The following is a 26870-nucleotide window of genomic DNA, read 5'->3' as shown; positions in this document are numbered from 1 at the left end:
TAACGATTCTCATGTCATTACGCAATGGGAATAGTTCTCATTTCGGGTTATCATGCCGCCCATGAAACCGCTCATCCGCACCATCCACCTCTGGGCCGGCCTCGTCTTCGGCACCATTCTCGTCCTGCAGGGCCTGACGGGCACCGTCATCGGCTGGCGCCACGAGCTCGACGCCTGGCTCAATCCGGGCCTGCTGTCGGTGGCCCCGCCGCCCGGCATGGTTGCTGGCGAAGCGGCAAGGCCGGCGCCGTCGGAGGTGTCCGCCGTCGCGGCGCGCCTGGCGAAGGATCCGGCCTACGGGCGCCCCGATACCCTCTTCCTGCCGGAAGTGCACGGCGACGTCTACGTGGCCTGGTACCGGCCCGCGAAGCCGGCCTCGAACTGGGAACAGGGCGTGACGCGCCAGGTCATGGTAGACCCGGCCAACCTGGCCGTGCTGGGCGAGCGCAACTGGGGCGAAGCGGGCCTGTCGCGGCCCCTCCTGATGCCGACGCTGTTCCACCTGCACCGCTACCTGATGGCGGGCGATGCGGGCAAGGTGATCATCGCGGTGCAGGGCGTGGCGCTGGCGCTGCTGGCGCTGACGGGCATCGTGGTGTGGTGGCCGAAGATGACCTTGTCAGCCTTTTGGCATGCGATCACGATCAGGCGCGGCGGCAACTGGGCAAAATTCAGCTTCCAGCTGCACCGCGCGGCCGGCTTCTATACGGCGCCGGTGCTGCTGGTGCTGGCCTTTTCTGGGGTGTATTTCAATATGCCGGACTGGGTCAAGCCCGCCATCGGGGCGGTCGCGCCCTTGAGCAAGAACGAGAAAGCGGTGAACGCGGACAGCGAATCGGCTGCGCGCATCGATGCCGGCCAGGCGATGGCCGCGGCGCAGGCGCGCTATCCGGCTGGGCGGGTCTCGCGCATCGGCATTCCGGGCAAGCCGGAACAGCCTTATGAAGTGCGGGTGCGCCAGCCGGGCGAACTGCGCCACGGCCCGGGCGCCACCCGCGTCAGCGTCGACGCCGGCAATGGCGCCGTGCTGCGCACCGTCGACCCCTTGGCCGCACGCGGCGGCGACTGGTTCGTGAGCACCTTGTACCCGCTGCACACCGGCGAAGCCTTCGGCCTGGCGGGCCGCATCCTGATCAGCATCGTGGGGCTCACGCCGCTGGCCTTCTTCATCACCGGCATCGTCGTGTGGCTCAAGTTCCGGCGTAAACCGGCCAAGCGTGCGCCAGCGGGCAAGGCCGTGGCGCAGCGCGCGCCGGCGCCGGCCGCCCCGGCCCTGCAGCGGACCGCTCAGCGGTAATAACGGTCCTCGTCCCTGCGCTTGAGCAGGTACCAGGCCGCGCCCACCACCGCCGTGGTGATCAGGGCCTTCTTGGCCAGCCCCGCCGGGTTGTGCTTGAGCTCGGCCTTGATGCCCATCTCGCCCAGGATGTTGGGAATGTGGCCGTGCGCCAGGTCGTCGGCGATGCCTTCGACCACGTTGACGCGGTCGGCCAGCAGCAGGAGCAGCCAGTGGCGGAGGTCGTTCTCGGTGGACTTGAAAGCCAGGCGCCGGATCATGCCCGACAGCCCGGATGGCGGCTGCGCGGTGCCGAACAGCTGGGTGATGCCCGGGCGCTCGGGGGACACCAGCACTTCCACTCTTTCGGGCTGCTGCGGGAGCTCGCCTTCCGGCTGGTGAATGAAGCGCGGCGGAGTGCGCTCCATCGGCACGGCGGGGCGGTCCTTGCGGTCGAGGTCGGCGCCCCAGCCGTTGATGTGCTGTAGCTCCTGGCGCGTCGGTCGGTGCGGCGCGAGCTGGCCCTGGCCGGGGTGTTGCTGGATGTGGTCGTGGCCGTGGTGGTGGTGCTTGTGTTCAGTGACGTCGGTACGTGCTTCCATGTTCGCTCCTCAATGCAGTGCGCTGGCCGAGACCGCTTTCACCTGGTTCGCGTTGGGCGGAATCAGGATGGTCTTGATGCAGTTGTCGAGTTTGCCCGAGAAGATGTGATAGGCATCCGACACCTCTTCCAGCGGGACGCGGTGGGTGATGATTTCCTTGGGATTCAGGCGTCCTGCGCGGATGTGCTCGATCAGGCGCGGCAGGTGGCGCTTGACGCTGGCCTGGTTCATGCGCAGGGTCAGGCCCTTGTTCAGGGCGTTGCCGATCGGGACCGCGTTGAAGGTCGGGCCATACACGCCGACGATCGAGACGTTGCCACCCTTGCGCACCGAGTTGATGCACCAGTGCAGCACGGTGGCGGCGCCGGCCTGCATCATGGTCCAGCGGCCGGTGATCGTCTGCATGGCGCTGCCCGAGGCTTCGCAGCCGACCGCGTCGATGCAGACGTCGGCGCCCAGCCAGTCGGTCATCTTCTTGATGTGCAGGGCCATGTCCTGCACTTCCTTGAAGTTGACCACCTCGCATTGGGCGTAGCGCTTGACGAACTCGAGGCGGTATTCGACGTGGTCGACCACGATCACGCGCCCCGCCCCCATCAGCCAGGCCGATTTGGCGGCGAAGATGCCCACCGGGCCGGCGCCGAACACGACCACCGTGTCGCCCTCCTTGATGTCCCCCATCTCGGCCGCCTGGTAGCCGGTCGGCACCGCATCGGTGAGCAGCACGGCGTCGTCGTCATGGATGTCGTCGGGGATCACCATCGGGCCGACGTCGGCCATCGGCACGCGCACGAGTTCGGCCTGGCCGCCGTCGTAGCCGCCCGCCGTGTGCGAGTAGCCGTAGATGCCGCCCACGGCGGTGGCCTGCGGATTCGTGTTGTGGCAATTTCCGTACAGCTCGCGGTCGCAGAAGAAGCAGGATCCGCAGAACAGGTTGAACGGCACCAGCACCTTCTGGCCGACCTTCAGGTGCTGGACTCCGGAGCCGACCTCTTCCACCACGCCGATGAACTCGTGGCCGAAGGTGTGGCCGACGCGGGTGTCGGGCACCAGGCCATGGTACAGGTGCAGGTCCGATCCGCAGATGCAGGAACGGGTGACGCGCACGATGGCGTCGCCCGGGTGCTCGATGACGGGGTCGGGCTTGTGTTCGGCACGGACACGGTATGGCCCGCGGTAGTTCATTGCCAGCATAGCTCCTCCTCGGTTTCACAACGTTATACAAAGGGCGCCCGCCATGAAAGGCGGGCTGACGTGGAAACGTTATGTCAAAAAACCATGGAAGGCGATACGCGCACGGAAACGTACGGGGCCTTTTTACCGGGTTTTCCCCGATGTGGAGCCCCTGCGGCGCCCAGTCCTACAACAGCGCCTACAGTTGGCGCGCCTCGAAGGTATTGCACTGCTCGACCTGGCCGCTCTCCAGGCCGCGGGTGAACCAGCGCACCCGCTGGGCCGAGCTGCCGTGGGTGAAGGAGTCCGGCACCACCGTGCCCTGGGACTGGCGCTGCAGGGCGTCGTCGCCGATCGCGGTCGCCGCGGCCAGCGCGGTTTCCACGTCGCCCGCTTCCAGGATCTGCTCGCGCTGGTTGGTGCGGTTGGCCCAGACGCCGGCGAAGCAGTCGGCCTGCAGTTCCAGGCGCACCGACAGGGCATTGCCTTCGCGCTCGGAGGTGCGCTGCCGGGCGTTGTGCACCTGGTCGGACACGCCGAGCAGGTTCTGCACGTGGTGGCCGACTTCGTGGGCGATGACGTAGGCCTGGGCGAATTCGCCGGCGACGTTGAAGCGCTGCTGCATCAGGCGGAAGAAGCCCAGGTCGATGTAGACGGTGCTGTCGGCCGGGCAATAGAAGGGACCGGTGGCGCTGCGGCCCGTGCCGCAACCGGTATTGGTGGCGTTCTCGAACAGCACCAGGCGCGCCGGCCGGTATTGCGCGCCCTGGCTGGCGAAGATCTGCGACCAGGCGTCCTCGGTATAGGCCAGTGTGGTGCGCACGAACTGGGTTTCGCGGTCGTTCGCGGGTGCGCGTTGGGAGCCACCACCGGGCGCCTGTTGCACCGGAACCGGCCCGCCGCCTCCGCCCAGCAGGGCCAGGATGGTGCCGGGATCGACGCCGAAGATGGCGCCGCCGACCAGGGCGATGACCAGGGTGCCGATGCCGACCGTGCGTCCACCGAATCCTCCGAAGCCGCCGCCACCGCCGCGGCGGTCTTCCACGTTGTCGCTCTGTCGATCGCCTTCCCATTTCATGGCCTGCCCTCCTCCTTCGTGCTCCTCAGCGTCCGGGCGGACGCTTCAGCGTCGTGATGTCCATGCGCTCGCGCGCATCCTTGGTGCGGAATTCGTCCTGCGCGTCCAGGTGGGCGCGCGCCTCGTCGTGCAATGCGCGCTCCTGCCGTTCGCGCTCGAGTTCGCGGGCGATGCGCCCAGATGCGCCATTCCCGCCGTCCGTGTTCGACATGGTGCTCTCCCCCCTTGTTTTATATGGACTGCTGTCGAAGCCAGTATGGTCGTGCCCCGGTCTTCGGTATGTTCGAATATTCACATAGCGCCGGAAATTTCCAGCTACCAAGCTGCACATCCATGGTTCGCTGGCGCACAGTGAGCGGGGGCGCTGCGTGCGACCCTAGCAGCATGACGACTTCCCACGCCACCGCCCTGCTCGCGCTCGGCCATTATCTACGCGAACACGGTTACCGCTGCATGACGGTGACCCCATCGACCCATCGCCGCATCAACCGCCGGCCGGGAAACGAGCGCGCCGCCGACCTGCGCGGCATCTTCGGCTGGAGCCGGCCCTTCGCGGAAAGCGACGTGGCGCCGGAGCTGCTGGACCTGATGCGTGAAGCCCGCATCCTGGAGCGCGACGGCCAGCTGTGGCGCTCTGCGCTGCGCGCCTCGACCCTGCCCGTCTATCACGATGAACTGCTGGTGTTCCACTCGGCCTACCCCACGGACGACGATGACTCGGTGTTCTTCGGCCCCGACACCTACCGCTTCGTGGGCACCATGGCGCGCGCCTTTCCCTGGCTGGGCTCGGGCCCCTCGCGGGCGATCGACATCGGCTGCGGCGGGGGCGCGGGTGCGCTCGCCATCGCGAAGGCTTTCCCGCACGCCGAGGTGGTGGGGGCCGACATCAATACCCGCGCCCTGGCCCTGAGCATCGTGAACGCGCGCCTGGCGGGCCTGGACAACTTCACGGCCGCCCGCAGCGACCTGTTCGACGGCGTGGAAGGCGACTTCGACCTGGTGGTCTCGAACCCGCCCTATGTGCTCGATCCAAGCGAACTGCCCTACCGCCACGGCGGCGGCATGCACGGCGCCGAGCTGTCGGTGCGCATCGTCGAGGAAAGCCTGGCGCGCCTGCGCCGCGGCGGCAGCCTGATGCTGTACACGGGCGTGGCGATCACCGGCGCCCATGACCAGTTCCTCGACGCGATCAAGCCGAAGCTGGACGCCCTGTGCGACCAGTGGAGCTACGACGAGCTCGATCCGGACATCTTCGGCGGCCAGCTGGGCGAGCCTGGCTACGAGGACGTGGAGCGGATCGCGGCGGTATGGCTGCATGCGATCCGGCGCTAGAATGCGGGCATGACACGCGCATCCCTCGCCTTCCTGCTGTTCTCCCTGTGCGGCGGCGCCCTCGCCGCGCCCTCCTACGAAGCCCAGTGCCAGGCATTGGGCAAGACGGTCTATCCGGCTGCCGAACCGGGCGGGCTGGCCGGCTGCTCCGCAGTCAAGCTGTACTACGGGATCGGCATGCCCGTCGATCATGCGCTCGCCAGGCAGTGCGCCCTCGCTGCTTCGGGCAACGACCAGCCTTTCCGCGAGGACCGCGGCGTCCTGATGATGCTCTATGCGAACGGCCAGGGCGTGGCGCGCGACTTCACCCTCGCACGCAAGGCGGCCTGCGAAGCGGGCGGCGCGCCGGCGGAAGTCGCGGGCCGGCTGGAACACCTGGCCGAGATGGAAGCGGGCAGGAGCAAAGGGCCGATCGACGTCTGCGACGACGCCACCAGCGGCTATATGGGCGGCTGGTGCGCCTCGGTCGCGAACCAGCTCAAGGAGCAGAAACGCGGCGCCGGTTTCGCGAACTTGACTTCGCCCTGGAGCGCCCGGGAAAAGCAGGCCTTCTCCAGCCTGGAGAACCGCGCGAGCGCTTTCTTCGACCTGCGCAGCGTGGAAGAGGTCGACCTGAGCGGCACGGCGCGCGCCGCCTTCACGATCGAGGAAGAGGCCCGCCAGCGCGAGGACTTCCGGCTTGCGGTCGCCGCCTTCGAGAAGGGAGCACTACCGCGCGACAGTGATGCCGAGTTCGCCCGTCTGGACGCGCGGCTCAATGCCGTCTACCGGCAACTGAAGGCCCTGCCGGAGCCGCGCTTCGGCACCATTCGCTTCGAGGGCATCCAGCGGACCCAGCGCGCCTGGCTGGCCTACCGCGACGCCTGGATCGCCTTCGGCAAGGTCAAGTACCCACAGGTGGCGCCGAACGCCTGGCGCGCGTGGTCCACGCGCAAGCGCATCGCGATGCTCGAGGGCTTGCACGAACAACTGCGCTAGCGGGAACACGGCGCCCGGGGCGCTGTCCAAACGGGCAATCGATGGTCTTCCTTCGCTGCCCTCTTCCTGGACAAGCCCGTGCTGCGCCAAGCCTTCGCGCCGGTGTCGGCGGCGCTCCTGCTCCTGCTGGCGCTGTTCCAGCCCCTGCCTGCGCGCGGCGCGCCCGCCGTCGGCCTGCTTACCATCGACGGCGCCCTCGGCCCGGCCACCGCCGACCACGTGGTGCGCAGCATCGCCGCCTCCACCGCGCGCGGCGACCAGCTCCTGATCCTGCGGATGGACACGCCGGGCGGCCTCGACACCTCGATGCGCGCCGTGATCAAGGCCATCCTGGCGTCAAGAATTCCCGTCGTGGCCTGGGTCGCGCCCAGCGGGGCGCGCGCCGCCAGCGCCGGCACCTACCTGCTCTACGCGAGCCACGTCGCCGCCATGGCGCCGGGCACGAATGTGGGCGCGGCCACGCCGGTCGAGATCGGCCTGTCCCCGCCCCAGGAGGCCGGCAGGAAGGCGCCCGGCGGCGACGGCCAGGACAGCGCGTCCGCCATGCGCAGCAAGGCGCTCAACGACGCCGCCGCCTACCTGCGCAGCCTGGCCCAGCTGCGCGGCCGCAACGCCGACTGGGCCGAGCGGGCCGTGCGCGAGTCGCTCAGCATCAGCGCCGACGAAGCGCTGCGCCTGCGGGTAGCCGACCTCGTCGCGCCGGACGTGGCGAGCCTGCTCGAACAGCTGGACGGCCGCAAGGTGGCGGTGCTGGGGCAGGAACGCATTCTGGCGACCCGGGGCGCGCATGTCGTCGAATTCGTCCCCGACTGGCGCACCGACGCTTTGGCCGCGCTCACCAATCCCAGCGTGGCCCTGCTCCTGATGACCATCGGGATCTATGGCTTGGTGTTCGAGTTCATGAACCCGGGCGCCGTGGCCCCGGGCGTGATCGGCGGGATCTGCCTGCTGCTGGGACTCTACGCCCTGCAGCTGCTGCCTGTGAACTACGCGGGCCTGGCCCTGATCGCCCTCGGCCTCGTGTTCATGGGGATGGAAGCCTTCCTGCCCAGCTTCGGCATCCTCGGCCTGGGCGGCATCGCGGCCTTCATCGCCGGCGCCCTCATGCTGATCGATACCGAACTGCCCGGCTACGGCATTCCGCTGGGCCTGCTCGTCCCGCTCGCCGTCGCCAGCGCCCTGCTGCTGTTCGCCACCGCCCGCCTCGCGCTGCGGACGCGCCGCCGTCCCGTGACCAGCGGCGCGGCCGGCCTGGTCGGGCTTCTTGCCACCGTGGAGCGCGTCGGCCAGCTGCGCGGGCACGAAGCCTGGGTGCGGGTCGAGGGAGAACTATGGCGCGCCGTCAGCAGCGCCGTGCTGCGCCCCGAACAGACGGTGCGGGTGGTCGGGCGCAGCGGCCTGACCCTGGAAGTGGTGCCCGCGAATGGAAAGGACAGCCCATGATTCCCGGACTCGGCCTCGGTTTGGGGGCCCTGCTCTTCCTGCTGCTGGCCCTGCTCGTATCGGCGATCCGCATCCTGCGCGAATACGAGCGCGGCGTGGTGTTCCAGCTGGGGCGCTTCTGGGGCGTGAAGGGGCCGGGCCTGGTGATCATCATCCCGGTGCTGCAGCAGATGGTGCGGGTCGACCTGCGCACCGTGGTGCTCGACGTGCCGACCCAGGACGTGATCTCGCGGGACAACGTGTCGGTGAAGGTCAATGCCGTGATCTACTTCCGCGTGGTCGACCCGGAGCGCGCCATCATCCAGGTGGCGAACTTCCTGGAAGCGACCAGCCAGCTGGCCCAGACCACCCTGCGTTCCGTGCTCGGCAAGCACGAACTGGACGAGATGCTGGCCGAGCGCGAGCGCCTCAACCTCGACATCCAGCAGGTCCTGGACGCCCAGACCGACGCCTGGGGCATCAAGGTGGCGAACGTCGAGATCAAGCACGTCGACCTCGACGAATCCATGATCCGCGCGATCGCCCGGCAGGCCGAGGCCGAACGCGAGCGCCGCGCCAAGGTGATCCACGCGGAGGGCGAGCTGCAGGCTTCCGAAAAGCTGCAGCAGGCCGCTTTCGTGCTGGCCCGGCAGCCCGGCGCCATGCAGCTGCGCACCCTGCAGACCCTCGGCAGCATCGCCGGCGACAAGTCCTCGACCATCGTGTTCCCGCTGCCGATGGACGTGCTGGCGGGCCTCACGCTCCCGCCGCGCAAGGATGGGGCCTGATCAGGGGACCGTGAGCACGGTGTCCCACAGGCGGCCGGCGAGGACGTCGACCAGGTCGGCGGTGTAGTCCACGGGGGGCGACTGGATCGCCATCACCCGCCAGACCTGCCCGTCCATCAGCACCAGGCGGACCTGGATGCGGGTTGCGTCGTCGCGGCGCTTGCCGGACGCGGTCCAGGACGGCATGCCGCGGAATGTGCCGAAGCTCCCGGCCGGCACCTTGAAGCTGTCCGAGACCGTATCGGTCCAGGCGCGCGCATATTCCGGCAGGCTCATGTCGCCCGCATCCTCGCTCGAGAGGATCACCACCGCATGCTCGCTGTACTGCGTGAACTGGTGCAGCACCGTGCCGTCGTCCGCCTCGGTCTGCTGGTAGCCCCACTGCGGTGCGACGCTGACGGTGCGCCCGGTTCCCGGGTTAGTCCACTGGAAGGAAGGCCCGGCGTTGCGGGCGGCGGTCTTGCGCGTATCCTCGCGGTCCCAGTGCTCGAGGGCGACCATCGCGGCGAACAGCACGAGGAAGGCGGCGAAGAAGCCCGCCCGCCTGATCCAGCCGATCGGCCGCGCCCGCACCCGGAAGCTGTCCTCGTCATAGCTGGCCTGCTCGCCCTCCCTGAGCTTGCGGTACTGGCGCGCCATGGTGAGCAGGTTGATCAGGGGCAGGCCGAGACCGAAGCCGGCGACCCACACGCCCAGGTTGCGCCTGCATAGCTGGAAGAAGCCCGGCGTGCGGCCGTCGACCAGACCGACCCGCATCCCGAGCAGGGCCTTGCCGGGCGTGTTGCCCAGCGCTGCCATCAGGCCGGCATCGAACAGCAGGGCCAGCGGCACGCAAGCCAGGCCGAACAGCTTTCCACCGATGGGCGACTCCAGCCAGCGCAGGAGGTCGGCGGACACCTGGCCGAACACGAAGCCGCCGAGGAAGCCGATCAGCACGACCTCCCACCACAGGTCGAACAGGCGGGCAAACCAGCGCCGCCACGGCCCGGCGAGCGGCAGGGCCGGCGCTTCATCGCCGGACGCCGGCGCGGTCTTCTCCAGGACGATCGCGTCCTCGTGCTGCAACTGCTGTTCCATACCTTCTCCTGATGCGCACCTGCGCCATGCATACGTGGCGCTCGTGCTCAGCAGTATATCGGGTGGTTACTGGCCGATTCTCACGAATGGTCACAGGCACGGCACGATCAGAGGTACTTGAGCCAGGCAAGATCGCGCCGCCGCGCCTTGAGCGTGGCGAAGGCCTGCACCGCAGGGAACAGGGCGGCGCTCAAGAGCAGCGCCAGCGCCCAGACCGGCCATACCGCCTCGAAGCGCGCCATGCCGGTTGCCGACATGGCGGCGTGGAGCAGCTGCAGCGCGTAGAGGTGCAGGATGTAGAAGAACATCGGCGCCGAACCGAGCACCGACAGTTTCCCGGCAAGCAGGCCGTGGCGGCGCTCCAGCAGCGCCAGCAGGAGCAGGCCGATTGCGAGCGTCAGGGCCGTGAACAGCAGCGAAGGCGGGTATTTCGTCACGTTGAAGAAGCTCATCACGGTCTCCTGCGCGGTCGCGCCGGCCACCCAGGGACGGTCGCCGTAGACGTTCAGGCCGCGCAGCATGGCGAAGCCGCCGAGCAGGCCGGCCGCCCAGGCCAGCAGGCGGCGCCGGCGCGCGGCCGCAGGGAAGCCGGCGCCGAACCAGGGGCCGCAGGCATAGCCCAGGCAGATGATGCCGATCCAGGGCAGCACCGGGTAGGAGGTGCGCACGCGCAGGGAATCCGTGATGTCCAGCCAGCCGCGGTCGTGCAGCACCGCCCAGAGGCCGTGCAGCGGATGGCCGGGGGCGAAGTGCAGCCCATCGAAGAGGTTGTGGCCGGCCACGATCGCCAGCCCGATCGCCACCAGGGCCGCGCGCGGCAGGCGCACCAGGCAGGCCAGGGCCAGCATTGACAGGCCGATCGCCCAGATCACCTGCAGGTAGATGAGCTGCGGCGGAAAGGCGCCGGTCCAGGCGAAGTTGATCACGGTGAGTTCCAGCGCAACCAGGAAGAGGCCGCGTTTGGCGAGGAAGGACGCGGCGCCGCCCTGTCCCTGGCGTGCGGCGTAGAGGAAGGCCGACAGGCCGGTCAGGAAGACGAAGACCGGCGCGCACAGGTGGGCCAGGAGACGCGAGGCGAACAGCGCGGGCGGGGTGGTGGCGACATCCATCGGGTCGCCGACCTGCAGGTGCAGCAGGAAGGTTTCGCGTACATGGTCGACCAGCATGAAGACCATGACGAGGCCGCGCAGGGCGTCGATGCCGGGGATGCGCTGGCGCGCGGGAAGAAGCGATGGTGCGTGCATGCGTGAGGCGAAAGAAGCAAAAGCCGAAGCATACCTCTTTCGGCATTAATTGAGAACAACTTATCATTATCGTTGTCATCTAAATGATAATGCCATATCATTAATGCACAGCCGGCCCCTGCCGCCCTTGCACCAACAAATAAGGTTCTCCAAGAAATGAAACGCAAGCTCCTCCCCGCCCTCCTCGCCACCCTCCTGCCGGCACAGGCCGCCTGGGCCGACGATCCGGTGATCGTCATGGGCGAGGTGCGCGTCAGCGCCCAGCGTGCCGGCGGGCCGCTGGCGAGCAATCGCGTGCTGACCTCGGTCGACGTGCTGGGCGCGGACAAGGTCGAGGACGAGAACGTGATGAACAGCTGGGAGCTGATCGGCCAGCTGCCCGGCATCCAGCTGACCGAGACCCGCATGGGCGCCGAGTCCGGCAAGGCGACCTTCCGCGCCTTCAACGGCGAAGGCTATATCAACGGCATCAAGGTGCTGATCGACGGCGTGCCGAGCAACGTCAACAGCGGCAACCAGCGCTTCATCGACATGATCTTCCCGCTCGAAGTCGACTACATCGAGGTCGTGCGCGGCACGAACGACCCGCGCTATGGCCTGCACAATATCGGCGGCAACATCAACTTCGGCACCCGCCAGGGCGGCAACTACACCGACGCCCGTTTCACCCTGGGCAGCTTCGACACCCGCGAAGTGCAGCTGGCGCTGGGGCGCGAATCGAAGGGCTTCGCCCAGAACTACTTCCTCGCGAAACAGGACTCCGACGAGTACCGCGGCAGCGGCTCGGATAAATATTCGCTGGGCGGCAAGTGGTTCCTGAGTTCCGCGGACAACAAGCTGCGTGGCGGCCTGGTGCTGCGCACCTACCGGCACGACGCCGGCGAGCCGGGCTTCCTGACCGCAAGCGAGCTGCGCGCCGACCGCCGCCAGTCGCCCCTGAAAAACGCCAACGACCGCAGCGAGCGCGAGATGCACCACGCCGGCGCCCACCTCGACTGGCAGATCACCCCGGATGCTTTCTGGAGCAACAAGCTCTACTTCAACAGCTACGAGGACGACCGCCGCGTCACCTTCACCAGCAACCCGGCCGGCACCGCCCCGCGCCAGCGCCGCATCTGGGACGAGGAGCAGACGGGTTTCATCTCTACCCTCACCTGGCGCCTGAACGACCGCATCACGCTGGATGGCGGCGCCAGCACCGAACGCCAGCGCAACGGCTACCAGCGCTACCGCTTCACCTATGCCCTGCCGACCGATTATTCGACGCCGGCCCAGACCCAGAACGACGAGCGCTACAGTTTCAACAACGTCGGCGCCTACCTGCAGGCCATTGTCCGCCTGGGCGACAAGTTCAAGCTGGTGCCGGGCCTGCGCGTGGACCGCTTCTCGGGCGAGAACCTGTTCCGCGCGACCGGCCAGCGCGCCCCGCTGCAGGACTACGGCACGATCCGCCAGCCCAAGCTGAGCATGGTGTACACGCCGATGGAGAACCTGAACGTCTACGCCAACTGGGGCCGAACGTTCCAGATGCTCACCGGCTCCGGCGCCCCCGCCTACCTGACGCCAGGCCAGGCCCGTTTCGCGCCGTCCATCAACACCGGCAAGGAATTGGGCGTGAAGTTCAAGCCGGCGCAAAAGACCGACCTGCGCCTGGCGGTGTGGCGCCAGGATGCGACGGATGAAGTGGCGAACATGCCGGCCACCGGCACCACCGTGGGCCTGGGCGAAACCCGGCGCGAGGGCGTGGACTTCCAGCTGTCGGGCCACATCGGCGACAACCTCGAGCTGTGGGTCTCGCATTCGCTGCAGAAGGCCGAGGTCACGCGCGCCTTCGCCGCCGACGGGGCTTCGCTCGCCGGCAAGGAAGTGTTCTCGACCCCGCGCCACATCAGCAATGCCGGACTCGAATACCGCGCGGGCGATGCCTGGCGCTTCGGCCTCCAGGGCCGGGCCCAGGGCGACTACTACATCGACAGCCCGAACACGGCCGGCAAGTACGGCGGCTTCGTCCTGTTCGACGCGAATGTGCGCTACCAGCTGTCGAAGCGCACCAGCATCGATTTCCAGCTCAAGAATCTCGCCGACCGCCAATACGAGTACGCCTGGTACGACAACTTCTTCTGGCCGGCGGGACAAGCCCAGCCCAGCTTCTCGTCGGGACCGGGCCGCGCCGCCTATCTCTCGCTCAACCTCAAGCTCTGATCCGGTCCCGGCGGGAGTGAACCTGCGGCGCGCGCCGCCAGAACCCGACGCATGTGATCAGGTCAAACACATGGCTGGCGCCACATGCACGGAGGATGCCATGATCAAGACCATCGTCGTCCACATCGACGGCAGCGCACGCCAGGACAGCCGGCTGTGCGCGGCCGCCCGCCTGGCCTGCGAGCACGAGGCCCACCTGGTCGGCAGCGCCTCCACCGGCATCTCCTGGGTGGACGTGGCCCTGCTGGCCGGTTCGGTGGAGCCGCCGGTGCCGGTGGTCGATGTCGACGCCCTGCGCGCGACCGCGCGCCAGCGCCTGGAGGCCTTCACCACCCAGGCGGCGCGCCTCGGCGTGGCCTCGATCGAGGCGCGCCTGGCCGAAGAGGATGCCGCCTTCGGCCTGCTGCTGCAGTCGCGCTACGCCGACCTGCTGGTGCTGAGCCAGGATCCGGCCCAAGCCGGCAAGGGCGAGTCGACGCCGCGCGGCCTGCCCGCCCACCTGGCCCTGCACGGCGTGCGGCCGGTGCTGGTGGTGCCCGAGACCTACGGCGACGCGCCCATCGCCGGCACCGTCGTGGCCGGCTGGGACGGCAGCAGCCAGGCCCTGCGCGCCATCGACGCCGCCCTGCCCCTGCTGTGCCGCGCCGGCAGCGTCAAGCTGGTGCTGGTCAACCCGGACACCGCGACCGGCCTGCACGGCGAGGAGCCCGGCGCCGACCTGGCCCTCTATCTGGCGCGCCATGGCGTGCCGGTCGAGGTGATCGTGGAGCGCACCTCGGCTACGGTCGGCGCCACCCTGGTCCAGGTGGCGCGGGACAGCGGCGCCGGCCTGATCGTCGCCGGGGCCTACGGTCACAGCCGCTACCGCGAATGGGTGCTGGGCGGCGCCACCCGCGAGCTGCTGGAGCGCGCGCCGGTGCCGCTGCTGCTCGCCCACTGAAATGCCACGATGAACGTACGCAACGACGTCCCGCCCAGCGAGCAGCGGCGCGAAGCCAGCGCCTGGCAGGGCGGCATGCGCCCGCGCTACCCGGAGAGCCACGTCGAGCACGCCCACGTCGACCTGGCCCTGAACGCCTGGCTCGGGCGCCTGACCGCCAATATCTCGCCCGCCGCCCTGGCCGTCGCCTGGCAGGACTGGGCCGCCCACCTGATGCTGTCGCCGGCCAAGCAGATGGAGCTCGGCATCCAGGCCGCCGGCGACTGGGCCGAATGGTGGCGCTACTGCGCCGGCGCCATGCTCGGCAACGCCGGCGAAGCGGTGCATCCGCTGGCCCAGGACAAGCGCTTCGACGATCCCGCCTGGCACGCCTGGCCGTGGAACGGCGTCAGCCAGGGCTTCCTGCTGGCCCAGAAATGGTGGCACCGCGCGACCAGCGGCGTGCGCGGGGTCTCGCCCCACCATTCCGACGTTGTCACCTTCGTCGCGCGCCAGCTGCTCGACGGCATGGCGCCATCGAACTTCATGGCCAGCAATCCGGTGGCCCAGGGCGTCACGCTGGCCCGTGGCGGCGAAAACCTGCTGCACGGGAGCTTGCGCGCCCTCGCCGACCTGCGCCGCGGCCTGGCCGGCACGGGCGCGCCCGTCGCCTACCGGCCCGGACGCGATGTCGCCGTCACGCCGGGCACGGTGGTGATGAAGAACCGCCTCGTCGAACTGATCCGCTACGCGCCGCGAACCGCCCAGGTGCACGCGGCGCCGCTCTTGGTGGTGCCGGCCTGGATCATGAAGTACTACATCCTCGACCTCTCGCCACACAATTCCCTGGTGCGCTACCTGGTCGAGCGCGGCCACACGGTCTACATGATCTCCTGGAAGAACCCGGACGCCGAAGACCGCGATCTCTCGCTCGAGGACTACCGGGGCCTGGGCGTGATGGCCGCCCTCGACACCATCGCGGCGCAGACCGGCGCGCGGAAAATCAACGTCTGCGGCTATTGCCTCGGCGGCACCTTGCTGGCGATCGCCGCCGCCACCATGGCACGTGAGGGCGACACCCGCCTGGCCAGCCTGACCCTGCTGGCGGCCCAGGTCGACTTCACCGAGCCGGGCGAATTGTCCCTCTTCATCGACGACAGCCAGGTCGCCTTCCTGGAAGCCGTGATGTGGCAGCAGGGCTACCTCGACACGCGCCAGATGGCCGGCGCCTTCCAGCTGCTGCGCTCGAACGACCTGGTGTGGTCGCGGCGCCTGCGCCACTACCTGCTCGACATTCCCGACAAGGACAACGACCTGGCTTCCTGGAATGCGGACGCCACCCGCATGCCCTGCCGCATGCACTCGGAGTACCTGCACACCCTGTTCCTGAAAAACCGCTTGGCCAGCATGCGCTACATCGTCGAGGGCCGGCCGGTGGCGCTGACCGACATTCACGTGCCCGTCTTCGCGGTCGGCGCCATGACCGACCACGTGGCGCCCTGGCGTTCGGTGTACAAGATCATCCCGCTGTCGGACACCGAGGTCACCTTCCTCCTGACCTCGGGCGGCCACAATGCGGGCGTGGTGTCGCCGCCCGGCATGCCGAAGCGCAGCTATCAGGTCTCGCTGCATCCGCAGGACGGGCCCTACCAGGGGCCGGACGCCTGGCAGGCTGCGGCCGCCCTGCACGAGGGAAGCTGGTGGCCGGCCTGGGAAGCCTGGCTGGCGCGCCAGGCCGGTGCCCTGGTGGCGCCGCCGGCGCCAACGGCGGGCCCCGCGGCGCCCGGCGACTACGTGCTGCAAGCCTGAGCGTCCCAGTTTGCCAACGGAGTCAACGGAGTCAACGCCATGTTCCTCGAACGCGTCTGCATCGCCACCGATGGTTCCGACCTGGCGGTTCGGGCCGCCCAGATGGGCGCGCTGCTGGCGCGCTCGGGGGCCGGCCGTATCGTCGCCGTCTCGGTTGCGCAGCCCTCCTTTTCCCTGCCCGACGATGGCGCGGTGCCCGCGCTTGATGCGGTGCAGCGCGAATTCGAGCGCGCACACCGGGCGGCGCTCGCCCACGTCGCCACCATCGAGCGCATCGCCCATGCCGGCGGCGTCAGCTGCGACAGCGCGACGCCGCTGGCGTCCAGTCCGGGGCCCGAGATCGTCCGGCTGGCGCAGGCGCATGGCTGCGACCTGATCGTGATGGGCACGCACGGGCCCAACGATGCCAATCGCCTGTTCGCCGGCAGCGTCGCGCAATACGTGCTGGCCAACTCGCCCATCCCGGTCCTGCTGCTGCGCGATCCGCGCGAAGCCGCGCCGCCGGACTTCGCCGAGGACACGGCCGCCTGAGCGCAGTCCGGCTTGCTGCTCAACGGGCCATCAGCACCGGCACCGTGGCGTCCCGCAGGACCTTGCGGGTGACCCCGCCCAGGAACAGTTCGCGGAACTGCGAGTGGCCATAACAGCCGATCACCAGCAAGTCATAGGCCTCGCGCCGGGCCAGTTCGAGCAGCGCCCGGCCACCGTCGATCGGGTGCGCGAGGACGAGCAGATCGGCCTGCACGTCGTGGCGCGCCAGGAAGGCGGCCAGGTCGGCCTGGTGTTGCGGATCGTCCAGTTCAAGGTCGCCATGCGGCCGGAACGAGACCACCGTGACGCGTACCGCGTGCCGCATCATGGGCAGCGCGGCCAGCAGCGCGCTGGACGCTTCCTGGCTGCCGTTCCAGCCCACCAGCACGTGGCGGCCCATGCCGTGGGCGAGCGGCGCGTTCGGCGTGACCAGTACCGGCCGGGCGCAGGTGAAGGCCACGTATTCGGGTATGCGCCCGATGGTGTCCTTCAATGCCTCGTCCGGGTCGTCCTGGCCGGCCACCACCAGGTCGGCGAAGCGCCCCATGCGCGCCAGTGCCTCGCTGGCCAGGTCGCAGACCAGCCGCTTCTCGAAGGACACCCCGGCCTCGGCCGCAAGCAGGCCGAAGCCCTCGAGGGCGCGCGCCGCGCTCGCATGCAGGGGCTCGAAGTAGCTGGCCTCCAGGCTGCCGGGCACGGCATGGTAACCGTGCGGGAAGACCTCGCGCGAGACGCCGGTGACGGCCAGGCCTACCAGGTGGGCCTCGTGTTCGCCGGCCAGGCGCGCGGCCAGGCGGATGCGCTGCGGGGCATGGCGCGATTCGTCCACGTGCACGACGATGGTCCTGTAGCTCATGGTGTCCTCCGTATCGACAGGGCGATGCCACGCTAGGCATGGTGCTGCTTGTGCGCCGGCCGCCGCGCATGCGCCCGCCCGCCGAGCGGGCCCGGCGCCCGGCCGCGGCGCAGCGCCAGCACCGTGCGGCGCGCCGTCGCCAGCACCCGGAGGCCGCAGAAGCGGTGCAGCGACAGCAGCTCCGGCAGGACGGCAAGCACCTCGCGCCCGATCTCGAGCTCGCCCGCCTCGATCCGTGGCACGGCATGGTGCAGCGCGTTCAGCAGCAGCGCATTGTCGCGGCGCTGCTCGCGCACGCCTGGAAAGCCGATCGCCTCCATCAGGGTCTCTTCCTTGCGGAAGGCCGCTTCGATGGCGGCGACCAGGTGGACGAAGGCGCTGGCGAAGCCGGCTTCCGGCACGCGCGCGGCGGCGCGGACCTGGACCAGCAGGGTAGTGCGCGCATGCGCCATCGCCCGCACGACGGTGTGCGGGCCCTGGATGCTGAGGGGCGACGAAACCATGTGAACACCTCTTCGGAAATGGCGGGCGGGACCGGGCCGGCGCGCTACCGCTGCCCGGGTTCGTGTGTTTGACTCAGGTCAAATCGCCAGGTTCGTCCTGCGCGGGCGTGCCGCCAGCCGCTTGCGCAGCTCGAGGCCGCACAGGGCCAGCAGGGCCACGGCAATGCTGCCGGCCAGGGCCGCGGGCGCGGGCGGCGCCAGCAGCAGGACCTCCGCCGCGGCCGGCACATGGATGGCCACAGCCAGGAGGGCGATGGCGGCGCCGGCGATCGTCCAGAACACGGGGTTGGCGGCGCGCAGCGTGCGCATGAGGCCGTGGCGCTGGCGATTCGACAGCAGCAGCGACAGGCTGCACAGCACCAGCGCCGCGAAGGCGGCGGCGCGCGCCTGCGGTTCGGGCAGCCAGGACAAGCCCCAGCCGTACAGGGCCACGACCAGGGCCAGCACCCAGCCGCCCTGCAGTAGCGCATCGAGCGCCGCCGCGCGGCCGAACAGCGCCTCTCCCGGCGCGCGCGGGCCCCGCCGCATCAGGTCCGGCTCGGGCGGCTCGTTCTCGAAGGCCAGCGAGCAGGCGGGGTCGATCACCAGTTCCAGGAACACGATGTGCAGGGGGTACAGCATCACCGGCCAGCCCAGTAGCACGGGGAGCAGCGCCATGCCGGCGATCGGCACGTGCATCGCCATCACGAAGCACATCGACTTGCGCATATTGGCGAAGATCCGGCGCCCCGCCGCGATCGCCTCGACCAGCGAGGCGAAGCGGTCGTCGAGCAGGGTCAACTCGGCGGCCTCGCGCGCCACGTCGGTCCCGCGCAGGCCCATGGCGACCCCGACGTCGGCGGCCCGCAGGGCCGGGGCGTCGTTGACGCCGTCGCCCGTCATCGCCACCACGGCGCCGTCGCGCTGGAGCGCCTGGACGATGCGCAGCTTTTGCTGGGGCGCGATGCGCGCGCATATCGCCGCGTGGGCGAGCCGTCCCGCCAATGCGTCATCGTCGAGGGTGGCGATCTCGGCCCCGCCCAGCACCCCGCCCTGGCCGTCTTCGGCGCCGGCCAGCCCGGCCTGGCGCCCGATGGCGCGCGCGGTGCCGGGGTGGTCGCCGGTGATCATCACGATGCGCAACCCGGCCGCCCGGCAGGCCGCCACCGCATCGGGAATGTCCGCGCGCAGCGGATCGGCGAGAGCGACCAGGCCAAGCAGCTCAGGAGCGAAGCCGGCCGGGTCCGCCGGCCACGGTGCGGCAAGGCTTGATACGCGGGCGCGTGCCACCGCCAGCACACGCAGGCCGTCAGCCGCCATCCCGGCCGCCGCTTCCAGCGCCTCCCCGCGTGGCCCTGCATGACACATCGCCGCGACCGTCTCGGGCGCACCTTTCACTGCGACCAGCACGCTGCCGTCGCCGCAATCCCAGAGCTGCACCAGGGCCGGACGCTGCGGGGTCAGGCCATATTCGCGCAGCAGCCGCCAGCCCGCCGGCACGGCGCCGCCGTCCGCCAGGGCAACGCCCGCCAGGCGCCAGATCGCCGCCTCCATCGGATCGCTCCCGGGCGGGCGGCTGGCGCGCAGGGCGCAGGCCAGCAGCTCGCCCTGCTGCGCCGCCTCGTGCACTGCGCCGTCGCGCCACAGGCGCGCCACCGCCATGCGGTTCTCGGTCAGGGTGCCGGTCTTGTCGACGCACAGCACCGAGGTCGAGCCCAGGATCTCGATGGCCGCCAGGCGGCGCGTGAGCACCTGGCTTCGCGCCAGCCGCCAGGCGCCGAGCGCCGGGAACACCGTCAGAATGACGGGAAACTCTTCCGGCAGCATCGACATCGACAGGGCGATACCCGCGAGCAGCGCCTGCAGCGGCGCACTGCCTCGCGCGACCAGCAAGGCCACCAGCAGCACGCTGACGATGCCGCCGAGGATGGCGAAGCGCCGCGCCAGCGCCGCCGTTTCGCGCTGCAGGCGCCCGCGCGGCGGCGCGATCCGCCCGAGCGCCGCGCCGATGCGTCCGATCTCGCTGCGCGCGCCGGTGGCGCTCACGCGCGCCATGCCGTGTCCCTGCACCACCAGGGTCCCCGCATATACCCAGGGCAGATCTGGTCCGCCCGGTGCGCTCGGTGGCGCGCCCTGCGGCGCTTCCTGTTTCCCGACCGGCAGCGATTCGCCGGTCAGGAGCGATTCGTCCACCAGCATGCCGGCCGCCGCCAGCAGCAGGCCGTCGGCCGGGACCCGGTCTCCTTCGCCCAGTTCGACCAGGTCGCCTTCGACCAGCACGCTGGCCGGCAGGCGCTGCCTGCGTCCGTCGCGCCACACCAGCGCGGTGGGCGCCCCGAGTACGCGCAGGGCCTGCAACGCGCGCTCGGTGCGCCCTTCCTGGTACAGGGTCAAGCACAGCATCAGGACCACCATGCCGAACAGGAAGGCGCCCTCGAGCGGTTCGCCCAGCACGAGGTAGACCGCCGCGGCGCCGACCAGCAGCAGGTACATGGGTTCGCGTGCGGCATCGAGCGCGATGCGACGCCAGCGCCGCCCGCCGGCGTCAGGCAGGCTGTTGGGACCGTCGTTTGCCAGGCGCCGCGCCGCTTCGGCGCTGTCCAGGCCTTCGGGTGGCGGCGCGGCGTGATCTGCGCGCAACTCACCGTGCGGCGCGCCGGGAACCATCATTCACCTGCCGGGTGGGGCGCCAGCGCGACCCGGTCGCGCCCCCCGGCCTTGGCCCGGTACAGTGCGGCGTCGGCGGCGGCCAGCAGCGCGCCGAAGTCCGCATGCGCCGGGTCGAGTGCGGCCACCCCGAGGCTGATCGTGCAGGCTACCGCGCCGCCCGGTGTATCGAGCCGGATGGCGGCCACCGCCTGGCGCATGCGCTCGGCGCAGGCCAGCGCCTCCTCTTCCCCGGTCTCGGGCATCACGCAGACGAATTCCTCCCCGCCCACGCGGCCGAAGTAGTCGCTGGCGCGCAGCTGGGTGGAACAGGCGCGGCTCACCGCGCACAGCAGCGCGTCGCCCACCGCATGTCCCCAGCGGTCGTTGACGCGCTTGAAATAGTCGATGTCGAGCATGGCGATGGCGAGCGGCCGCCCGTATCTGCGGGCCAGCGCGAGGTCGTGCCCGGCCAGTTCGACGAGGTAGCCGCGCGCCAGCACGCCGCTCAGGCTGTCGTGGCGGGCGGTCCAGGCCAGCGCGCGCTCGGCAAGGAAATCGGCGCGCAGCAGGCGTCCCTGGAACAGCGCCACGGCGGCCACCAGGACCAGGACCAGGGCATACACCAGAGCGCAGCTGGCGAACACCGGCGGCGGCAGCACCTTGGCCCCCAGCAGCAGGAAGAGCAGCGCAGGCGGCAGCACGAGCCCGGCCAGGCGCCGCAGGCGCGGCTCGACCAGGGCCAGCGGAAACATCGCGCCCGTGATCGCCGGCATCGCCAGCACCAGGCCGCCCGGCAGCAGCGCGGAACTGCAGACCATGGCGCCGGCATGGGTGATATAGACCAGGGCGCAGCGCCAGGCGACCGGGAAGCGCCCGCCCCAGGCGAAGTAGCCGGGCGCGCCCAGCAGCACCAGCGACAGCCGCACCAGCACGGTGGTCGTGGCCAGCTCGTGAGCGATCCAGTAGTCCCAGGCGCCGAACAGCAGGACCCCGATCCCGAACACGATGCCGAGGGCGGGCAGCGCATCGGACAGGGTGCGGTCCAGCGCCAGGCCGAATTCGCGCTCGGCATCCGGGTCGAGCCTGCCGGCGAGCCGGTCGGCAAGCGCCCCGGGCCGCCAGCCGGCGCCGAAGGCACTGCCTTGCGGACGGTCCTGCCGCGCCGCCATGCGCAGGGTCGCGGCTCCCTTCCCGAAGCGCACCTGGCCGCCCGTTCAGGCCGGAGCCGTGGAATGGCGGCCCGCCCCGCCCTCTTCCAGCGGCGGCCGCAGCACCATCACGGGGGCCGGGGCATAGGCCAGCACGGCCTGGGTCACGCTGCCGGCCAGCAGGCGGCTCAGGCCGCGCCGGCCGTGCGAGCCCATGACGATCAGGTCGCAGCCATGCTCGCGCGCCGCCTCGCAGATGGCTTCGGCCGGGTCGAGCGCGCAACTTGCGACCGTGGTGCACGGGACAGCGGCCTGGCGGGCACGTCCGGCGACCGCCTTGGCGAATGCCTCCGCCTGCTGCGTCGCCAGGTCCATCTGCAGCCCCGGGTCCCAGGCGACGGCGCCTTCGAGCGACTGGAAGGCTGGCTGGGGAACGGCCACGGACAGGGCGACGATCTCGCTGCCGCAGGCGCGCGCGAACTCGATGGCGGCGTCGACGGCCCGTTCGGAGACGGGGGAACCGTCGGTCGGGACCAGGATGCGCCGGTACATGGCTGCTATCCGGTTAACGGTGCACCAGCACCGGAATCGCGCTGTGGACCAGCACCTTCTGGGTCTCGCTGCCCAGCAACAAACCCTTGATCCCGCGACGTCCATGCGAAGCCATCACGATCAGGTCGCACAGCTTGTCGCGCGCGGTGGCGATGATGGCCTCATAGGGCTCGTCCGACACGACCTGCACGACCGTGCAGGGAACGCCGGCGTCGCGCGCCACCGCGGCGGCCTGGTCCAGCAGGCGCTGGCCGGAGGCCCGGCTGGCGGCGAGGTATTCGTCGCGGGTCTGTTCCAGCATCTCGGCATTGGCAGTGAGGGCGTGGAATTCCGGCGTGGCCGTCATTGCGACCACTTCGGCCCCGATGCTGCGGGCGAAATCGACGCCGGATTGGATGGCGCGCTGGGACGCCACCGAGCCGTCGGTCGGCAGCAGGATGCGCTTGTACATGGCAAACCTCCAGGAGAGAAAACCGGCCGTGCCGGCAGATGGAATGGTGCGGATGCCTGGTTGGTGGGAGATTCGATTGCTTGCCCCCCAGTCTGTTCGGGTGGCCACACAATTTCTTTGATCGAGATCAAAAACGCCAGGAACGCGGGGCGCGTTCACGCGCTGCGCTCGCCCAGGCAGATGCCGAGCTCGCGCGCGGTGCGCACGGTGTCGCCGTCAACCGGCACGCGCCGGTTGCGCCCCGCCACCTCGGCGAGCGGCACGGTGGCGATGTCCTGGCCGCACAGCGCCACCATCACGCCCGACTCCTCGCGCGCCAGCGCCCGCACGGCGGCCGCGCCGAAACGCGAGGCGGCGACGCGGTCGAAGGCCGAGGGACTGCCGCCGCGCAGCAGGTGGCCCAGCACCACGCTGCGGCATTCCTTGTCGAGGCGCTCGGCCAGCCGGGCCTCGACCCAGGCGCCGATCCCGCCCAGGCGTTCGGCGTGGCCGGCGCCGGCCGCCGCCCGCACTTCCGGACGGCCGCCGAGGGGCTGCGCACCTTCGGCCGCCACCACGATGGCATGGCCGCGCCCCGCCGCCTGGCGCCGCGCGATGGCCTCGGCCACGGCGCCGATGTCGAAGGGGATCTCGGGCAGCAGGATCGCATGGGCGCCGCCGGCCAGGCCCGCATGCAGCGCGATCCAGCCGGCGTAGCGCCCCATCACCTCGACCACCATCACGCGGTGCTGGCTGTCGGCGGTACTGTGCAGGCGGTCGATGCAGGCGGTCGCGAAGCCGACCGCGGTGTCGAAGCCGAAGGTCTGGCTGGTGCGGTCGAGGTCGTTGTCGATGGTCTTGGGCACCCCGACCACGCGCAAGCCCTTGCCCTGCAGGCAGGCGGCGATCTCCATCGAGCTGTCGCCGCCGACCATCACCAGGGCATCGATACCGCTGGCGCGGAACAGGGCGAGCAGCTCGTCGCTGCGGTCGCGCGTCGCGGCGCCGCCTGGCTCCGGATAGCGCAGCGGATTGCCGCGGCTGGTGCTGCCGAGGATGGTGCCGCCCAGGTGGGCGATGCCGTGCACGGCCTCGGGCAGCAGGCGCAGCACCGGCTCGCCCAGGCAGCCTTCGGGCGCCAGCAGGCCGTTGAAGCCGTCACGGATGCCGCAGCACTCCCAGCCCAGGCGGCTCGACGCGAGCACGACCGCGCGGATGACGGCATTCAGGCCGGGCGCGTCGCCGCCGCCGGTCACGATGGCGATGCGCCGGATGGGCGTGTCCACGGCCGTTTATCGCGCCGGCGCCACGGCCTTACTGGACCGTGATCTGCTTCCTGGCGCCGCCCGGCTTCTTTGGCAAGGTCAGGTGCAGGACGCCGTCCAGGTACTTTGCCTCGGTCTTGTCGTCGTCGACTTCCTGCGGCAGGCTGAAGCTGCGGTACTGCGAACCGCTGTAGCGCTCGCTGTACACGGTGTCGCCGACGGCCTGTTCGTCCTGTCCCTGGATAGTTGCGCTGATCGACACGACGCTGCCCTCGACGGCGATCTTGATGTCTTCCTTTTTGAAACCCGGCATGTCCGCTTTCACCAGGTAAGCCTGGTCGGTCTCCTGCACGTCGATGCGGATCTGGCGCTCGGTATCGATGCCGCGCAGGGACTGGGCCATCGGGAAGTCGCGCATGAATTCCTCGATGCTGCGCAGGGGCGAGAGGCGCAGGGCCTCGCGGAAGGGGTCGAAGGGGGTCAGATTGTTGGCCATGATGTCCTCCTTGTCGGTTCTGGATAGCGACACGGACGGGAGGCGGCCGACAGCCATTCCGCCGTGCCTTTTCCATACTAGAAGCCGTTATTGGGGGCTGTATGAGCTAGATCAATGTGTGCAGACGGAACTTGACGTCGGTTTCAGGGTCGGTATGTACCGGTGTCGGCAAAAACAAAAAGGGCCCCGGTTGGGGCCCATTTCATTTTCTTGGCGGAGAGGGTGGGATTCGAACCCACGGTACGGTCACCCGTACGCCTGATTTCGAGTCAGGTACATTCGACCACTCTGCCACCTCTCCTAAATCGGTGCTGCGGTCGCTTGTCTGCGAGAGGCCGCATTATAGCGGCTGTAGGGCGTTTCGGGAAGGGAGAATTGGGGTGAAATAATATTTCATATGAGCATCTCGTTTGAAAGGATGTTTCAAGGTCGAAGTCAAAGTCAAAAGCAAAGGCAGGCTTTGCGGCTGCTCACGGGTGGGATTCGCCCACGTTCCGCGGGCCGCCCGTGCGCAAGTATGCGCACGGCTTCGAATCCCACGCGCAAGGCCCGAAGGGGCCTTGCTCCTCTCCGCCAAGAAAATGAAAAGGGCCCCGATTGGGGCCCTTTTCATTTTCTTGGCGGAGAGGGTGGGATTCGAACCCACGGTACGGTCACCCGTACGCCTGATTTCGAGTCAGGTACATTCGACCACTCTGCCACCTCTCCTGAATCGGTGCTGCGGTCGCTCGTATGCGAGAGACAAGATTATAGCGTCGCTCTTGTAAAAACGGAAGAGCAATTTAATCCCGTGTGGAAAAACTTGCTCTACCCAGCATCAGGCGGCGTTCAGGCGCTCCAGGCCGCCCATGTACGGGCGCAGCACTTCCGGAATCACGACCGAGCCGTCAGCCTGCTGGTAGTTCTCCAGCACGGCCACCAGCGTGCGGCCGACCGCCAGCCCCGAACCGTTCAGCGTATGCAGCAGTTCCGGCTTGCCGGCCGCATTGCGGAAACGCGCCTGCATGCGGCGCGCCTGGAAGGCTTCGCAGTTCGACAGCGAGGAGATCTCGCGGTAGGTGTTCTGCGCGGGCAGCCAGACCTCGAGGTCGTAGGTCTTGGCGGCCGAGAAGCCCATGTCGCCGGTGCACAGCTGCATGACGCGGTAAGGCAGGCCCAGCGAGGTCAGGATGAACTCGGCCTGGCCGACCATCTCTTCCAGCGCCGCGTAGGACTGCTCCGGATGCACGACCTGCACGAGCTCGACCTTGTCGAACTGGTGCTGGCGGATCATGCCGCGGGTGTCGCGGCCGTAGCTGCCGGCTTCCGAACGGAAGCACGGGGTGTGGGCGGTCATGCGGATCGGCAGTTCGTCCAGCGCCACGATCTCGTCGCGCACGACGTTGGTCAGCGACACTTCCGAGGTCGGGATCAGGTAGAAGTTCTCGCCCTCGCCTTCCGCGCCGCCCTTCTTCACCGAGAACAGGTCGGCTTCGAACTTCGGCAGCTGGCCGGTGCCGCGCAGCGAGTCGGCGTTGACCATGTAGGGGGTGTAGCACTCGGTGTAGCCGTGCTTGCCGGTGTGCGTGTCGAGCATGTACTGGGCGAGTGCGCGGTGCAGGCGCGCCATGCCGCCCTTCATCATCGAGAAGCGCGAACCGGTCAGCTTGGTCGCGGTGTCGAAGTCCAGGCCCAGCTTTTCGCCGATGTCGACGTGGTCCCTGACCTCGAAGTCGAAGCTCGGCGGGGTGCCCACCTTGCGCACTTCGACGTTGCCCGATTCGTCCGTGCCCTGCGGGGTGCTTTCGTGCGGCAGGTTCGGCACGGCTTCCATGAAGCGCGCCATCCTGGCCTGCACATCTGCCAGCAGCCCTTCGTTGGCCTTCAGTTCGTCGCCCAGGCCGGCCACTTCCGCCATCACGGCCGTGGTGTCCTCGCCCTTGCCCTTCATCATGCCGATCTGCTTGGACAGCGAGTTGCGCTTGCCCTGCAGTTCCTCGGTGCGCGTCTGGATCGCTTTGCGTTCGGCTTCGAGGGCGTTGAAGCCGGCCACGTCGAGCTGGAACTTGCGGGTCGCCAGGCGCGCGGCGACGTTGTCGATGTCTTTGCGGAGAAGTTGGATGTCAATCATGTCGGGGACGCTTGCGTATGTCGAAAACACAATTGTACCAAGCCGACAGACAATCCTAGCGAGATTCGGCAATGGGATTGCCCGGGTTCTTCGCCGGCCCGCTGTTGCCCTACTCCTGCATTACTTCAGGCCGGCCTTTTCCGCGACGCTCAGGCGCGGCGCCTTGACGACGACGACGTGCACGGTCGAGTCGATCAGGACGGCGGCTTCCTTCTGTGCGACTTCAACCGGACGCGAGGCGGCGGTGGCGTAGCTGGCGACCAGGCCCAGGGCGGCGGCGCTCAGGAAGATGGCTTCGAAGTTTTTGCGGATGTTCATGGTGTGCTCCTTTGGGTTCGTCAGGTGATTCGGTATGGTTGAACTTTACCGATCGCCCCGATCCATCGCCATCGACATGCGATGAAGCGCCAAAAACAGGGAGCAGAATGCGCAAAGCGCGGACCGGCCGCAG

Annotated in this window: 25 protein-coding genes and 2 tRNA genes; 9 read left to right on the top strand and 18 right to left on the bottom strand. The window is 69.3% G+C overall.

Annotation, left to right across the window (positions count from 1 at the left end):
- Positions 1–61 precede the first annotated feature (61 nt).
- Entirely contained in the window at positions 62–1297 is a 1236-nt protein-coding gene (locus NX780_RS10860) for a PepSY-associated TM helix domain-containing protein (RefSeq protein ID WP_258827884.1), read from the top strand.
- On the opposite strand, the gene NX780_RS10855 is transcribed toward NX780_RS10860, so the two are convergent.
- The 4 genes from NX780_RS10855 to NX780_RS10840 all read right to left on the bottom strand — a co-directional run bounded on the left by NX780_RS10855 (position 1288) and on the right by NX780_RS10840 (position 4340).
- Positions 1288–1878: a hypothetical protein gene (locus tag NX780_RS10855; protein WP_258827883.1), complete on the bottom strand. Its 591-nt coding sequence runs from the start codon at positions 1876–1878 to the stop codon at positions 1288–1290. The two genes, NX780_RS10860 and NX780_RS10855, sit on opposite strands and share 10 nt — an antisense overlap.
- A 9-nt stretch (positions 1879–1887) precedes the next feature.
- Positions 1888–3072 (bottom strand): zinc-dependent alcohol dehydrogenase, encoded by a 1185-nt coding sequence (locus NX780_RS10850; RefSeq protein ID WP_258827882.1) that lies wholly within the window; start codon positions 3070–3072, stop codon positions 1888–1890.
- A gap of 178 nt (positions 3073–3250) precedes the next feature.
- A complete protein-coding gene (ypfJ, locus tag NX780_RS10845) occupies positions 3251–4129 on the bottom strand; it encodes a KPN_02809 family neutral zinc metallopeptidase (RefSeq protein WP_258827881.1) in 879 nt (292 codons plus the stop codon).
- 25 nt (positions 4130–4154) lie between these two features.
- Positions 4155–4340 (bottom strand): hypothetical protein, encoded by a 186-nt coding sequence (locus NX780_RS10840; protein WP_258827880.1) that lies wholly within the window; start codon positions 4338–4340, stop codon positions 4155–4157.
- A gap of 173 nt (positions 4341–4513) precedes the next feature.
- Between NX780_RS10840 and NX780_RS10835 the strand changes: the two genes are divergently transcribed.
- From NX780_RS10835 to NX780_RS10820, 4 genes are all read left to right on the top strand, one after another.
- The gene (locus tag NX780_RS10835) at positions 4514–5461 is read left to right on the top strand and encodes a N5-glutamine methyltransferase family protein (protein WP_258827879.1); all 948 of its coding nucleotides are present in this window, start codon (positions 4514–4516) and stop codon (positions 5459–5461) included.
- A gap of 9 nt (positions 5462–5470) precedes the next feature.
- Complete coding sequence (locus NX780_RS10830) at positions 5471–6439, top strand: lysozyme inhibitor LprI family protein (RefSeq protein ID WP_258827878.1); 969 nt, start codon at positions 5471–5473, stop codon at positions 6437–6439.
- Between the two features lie 78 nt (positions 6440–6517).
- Positions 6518–7882 (top strand): NfeD family protein, encoded by a 1365-nt coding sequence (locus NX780_RS10825; protein WP_258827877.1) that lies wholly within the window; start codon positions 6518–6520, stop codon positions 7880–7882.
- Entirely contained in the window at positions 7879–8649 is a 771-nt protein-coding gene (locus NX780_RS10820) for a slipin family protein (RefSeq protein ID WP_258827876.1), read from the top strand. The genes NX780_RS10825 and NX780_RS10820 overlap by 4 nt, the downstream gene beginning before the upstream one ends.
- On the opposite strand, the gene NX780_RS10815 is transcribed toward NX780_RS10820, so the two are convergent.
- Together NX780_RS10815 and NX780_RS10810 are read right to left on the bottom strand one after the other, a co-directional pair.
- Entirely contained in the window at positions 8650–9726 is a 1077-nt protein-coding gene (locus NX780_RS10815) for an RDD family protein (protein WP_258827875.1), read from the bottom strand.
- A 107-nt stretch (positions 9727–9833) separates the two neighbouring features.
- Complete coding sequence (locus tag NX780_RS10810; RefSeq protein WP_258827874.1) at positions 9834–10970, bottom strand: acetyltransferase domain-containing protein; 1137 nt, start codon at positions 10968–10970, stop codon at positions 9834–9836.
- Between the two features lie 156 nt (positions 10971–11126).
- On the opposite strand from NX780_RS10810, the gene NX780_RS10805 reads away from it, so the two are divergent.
- The 4 genes from NX780_RS10805 to NX780_RS10785 all read left to right on the top strand — a co-directional run bounded on the left by NX780_RS10805 (position 11127) and on the right by NX780_RS10785 (position 16431).
- Positions 11127–13172 carry a TonB-dependent receptor gene (locus NX780_RS10805; RefSeq protein ID WP_258827873.1) on the top strand — a complete coding sequence of 682 codons (2046 nt, stop codon included), beginning with the start codon at positions 11127–11129 and terminating at the stop codon, positions 13170–13172.
- Positions 13173–13272: 100 nt separating this feature from the next.
- Positions 13273–14112 (top strand): universal stress protein, encoded by an 840-nt coding sequence (locus tag NX780_RS10800; RefSeq protein ID WP_258827872.1) that lies wholly within the window; start codon positions 13273–13275, stop codon positions 14110–14112.
- 9 nt (positions 14113–14121) lie between these two features.
- A complete protein-coding gene (locus NX780_RS10795; protein ID WP_307732763.1) occupies positions 14122–15900 on the top strand; it encodes a PHA/PHB synthase family protein in 1779 nt (592 codons plus the stop codon).
- Between the two features lie 39 nt (positions 15901–15939).
- Positions 15940–16431: a universal stress protein gene (locus tag NX780_RS10785; protein WP_258827871.1), complete on the top strand. Its 492-nt coding sequence runs from the start codon at positions 15940–15942 to the stop codon at positions 16429–16431.
- Positions 16432–16450: 19 nt separating this feature from the next.
- Here the strand turns inward: NX780_RS10785 and NX780_RS10780 are convergent, their stop codons facing one another.
- The 12 genes from NX780_RS10780 to NX780_RS10725 form a co-directional block, all read right to left on the bottom strand.
- Positions 16451–17287 (bottom strand): universal stress protein, encoded by an 837-nt coding sequence (locus NX780_RS10780; RefSeq protein WP_258827870.1) that lies wholly within the window; start codon positions 17285–17287, stop codon positions 16451–16453.
- Between the two features lie 32 nt (positions 17288–17319).
- Entirely contained in the window at positions 17320–17790 is a 471-nt protein-coding gene (locus NX780_RS10775; RefSeq protein WP_258827869.1) for a hemerythrin domain-containing protein, read from the bottom strand.
- Positions 17791–17868: 78 nt separating this feature from the next.
- Positions 17869–20439 (bottom strand): cation-translocating P-type ATPase, encoded by a 2571-nt coding sequence (locus NX780_RS10770; RefSeq protein WP_258827868.1) that lies wholly within the window; start codon positions 20437–20439, stop codon positions 17869–17871.
- A complete protein-coding gene (locus NX780_RS10765) occupies positions 20436–21620 on the bottom strand; it encodes a sensor domain-containing diguanylate cyclase (protein ID WP_258827867.1) in 1185 nt (394 codons plus the stop codon). Before NX780_RS10765 ends, NX780_RS10770 begins: the two co-directional genes overlap by 4 nt.
- Positions 21621–21632: 12 nt before the next feature.
- Positions 21633–22118, bottom strand: a complete 486-nt coding sequence (locus NX780_RS10760; RefSeq protein WP_258827866.1) for a universal stress protein — start codon at positions 22116–22118, stop codon at positions 21633–21635.
- A 13-nt stretch (positions 22119–22131) separates the two neighbouring features.
- On the bottom strand, positions 22132–22569 hold the full coding sequence (locus NX780_RS10755) for a universal stress protein (RefSeq protein ID WP_258827865.1): 438 nt from the start codon (positions 22567–22569) through the stop codon (positions 22132–22134).
- Positions 22570–22724: 155 nt separating this feature from the next.
- Positions 22725–23834 carry a 6-phosphofructokinase gene (locus NX780_RS10750; protein WP_258827864.1) on the bottom strand — a complete coding sequence of 370 codons (1110 nt, stop codon included), beginning with the start codon at positions 23832–23834 and terminating at the stop codon, positions 22725–22727.
- Positions 23835–23862: 28 nt separating this feature from the next.
- Complete coding sequence (locus NX780_RS10745) at positions 23863–24309, bottom strand: Hsp20/alpha crystallin family protein (RefSeq protein ID WP_258827863.1); 447 nt, start codon at positions 24307–24309, stop codon at positions 23863–23865.
- A 211-nt stretch (positions 24310–24520) separates the two neighbouring features.
- A tRNA-Ser gene (locus NX780_RS10740) sits at positions 24521–24610 on the bottom strand.
- 317 nt (positions 24611–24927) lie between these two features.
- Positions 24928–25017 (bottom strand) — tRNA-Ser (locus tag NX780_RS10735).
- Positions 25018–25126: 109 nt separating this feature from the next.
- A complete protein-coding gene (gene serS / locus NX780_RS10730; protein WP_258827862.1) occupies positions 25127–26419 on the bottom strand; it encodes a serine--tRNA ligase in 1293 nt (430 codons plus the stop codon).
- A gap of 120 nt (positions 26420–26539) precedes the next feature.
- Positions 26540–26737, bottom strand: a complete 198-nt coding sequence (locus NX780_RS10725) for a hypothetical protein (protein ID WP_258827861.1) — start codon at positions 26735–26737, stop codon at positions 26540–26542.
- Between the last annotated feature and the right edge of the window lie 133 nt (positions 26738–26870).

This window comes from Massilia agri (assembly GCF_024753255.1).
Taxonomy (GTDB): Bacteria; Pseudomonadota; Gammaproteobacteria; order Burkholderiales; family Burkholderiaceae_D; genus Telluria; species Telluria agri.
Note: the sequence above shows the minus strand (reverse complement) of the source record. Positions and strands in the feature narration are given on the sequence as shown.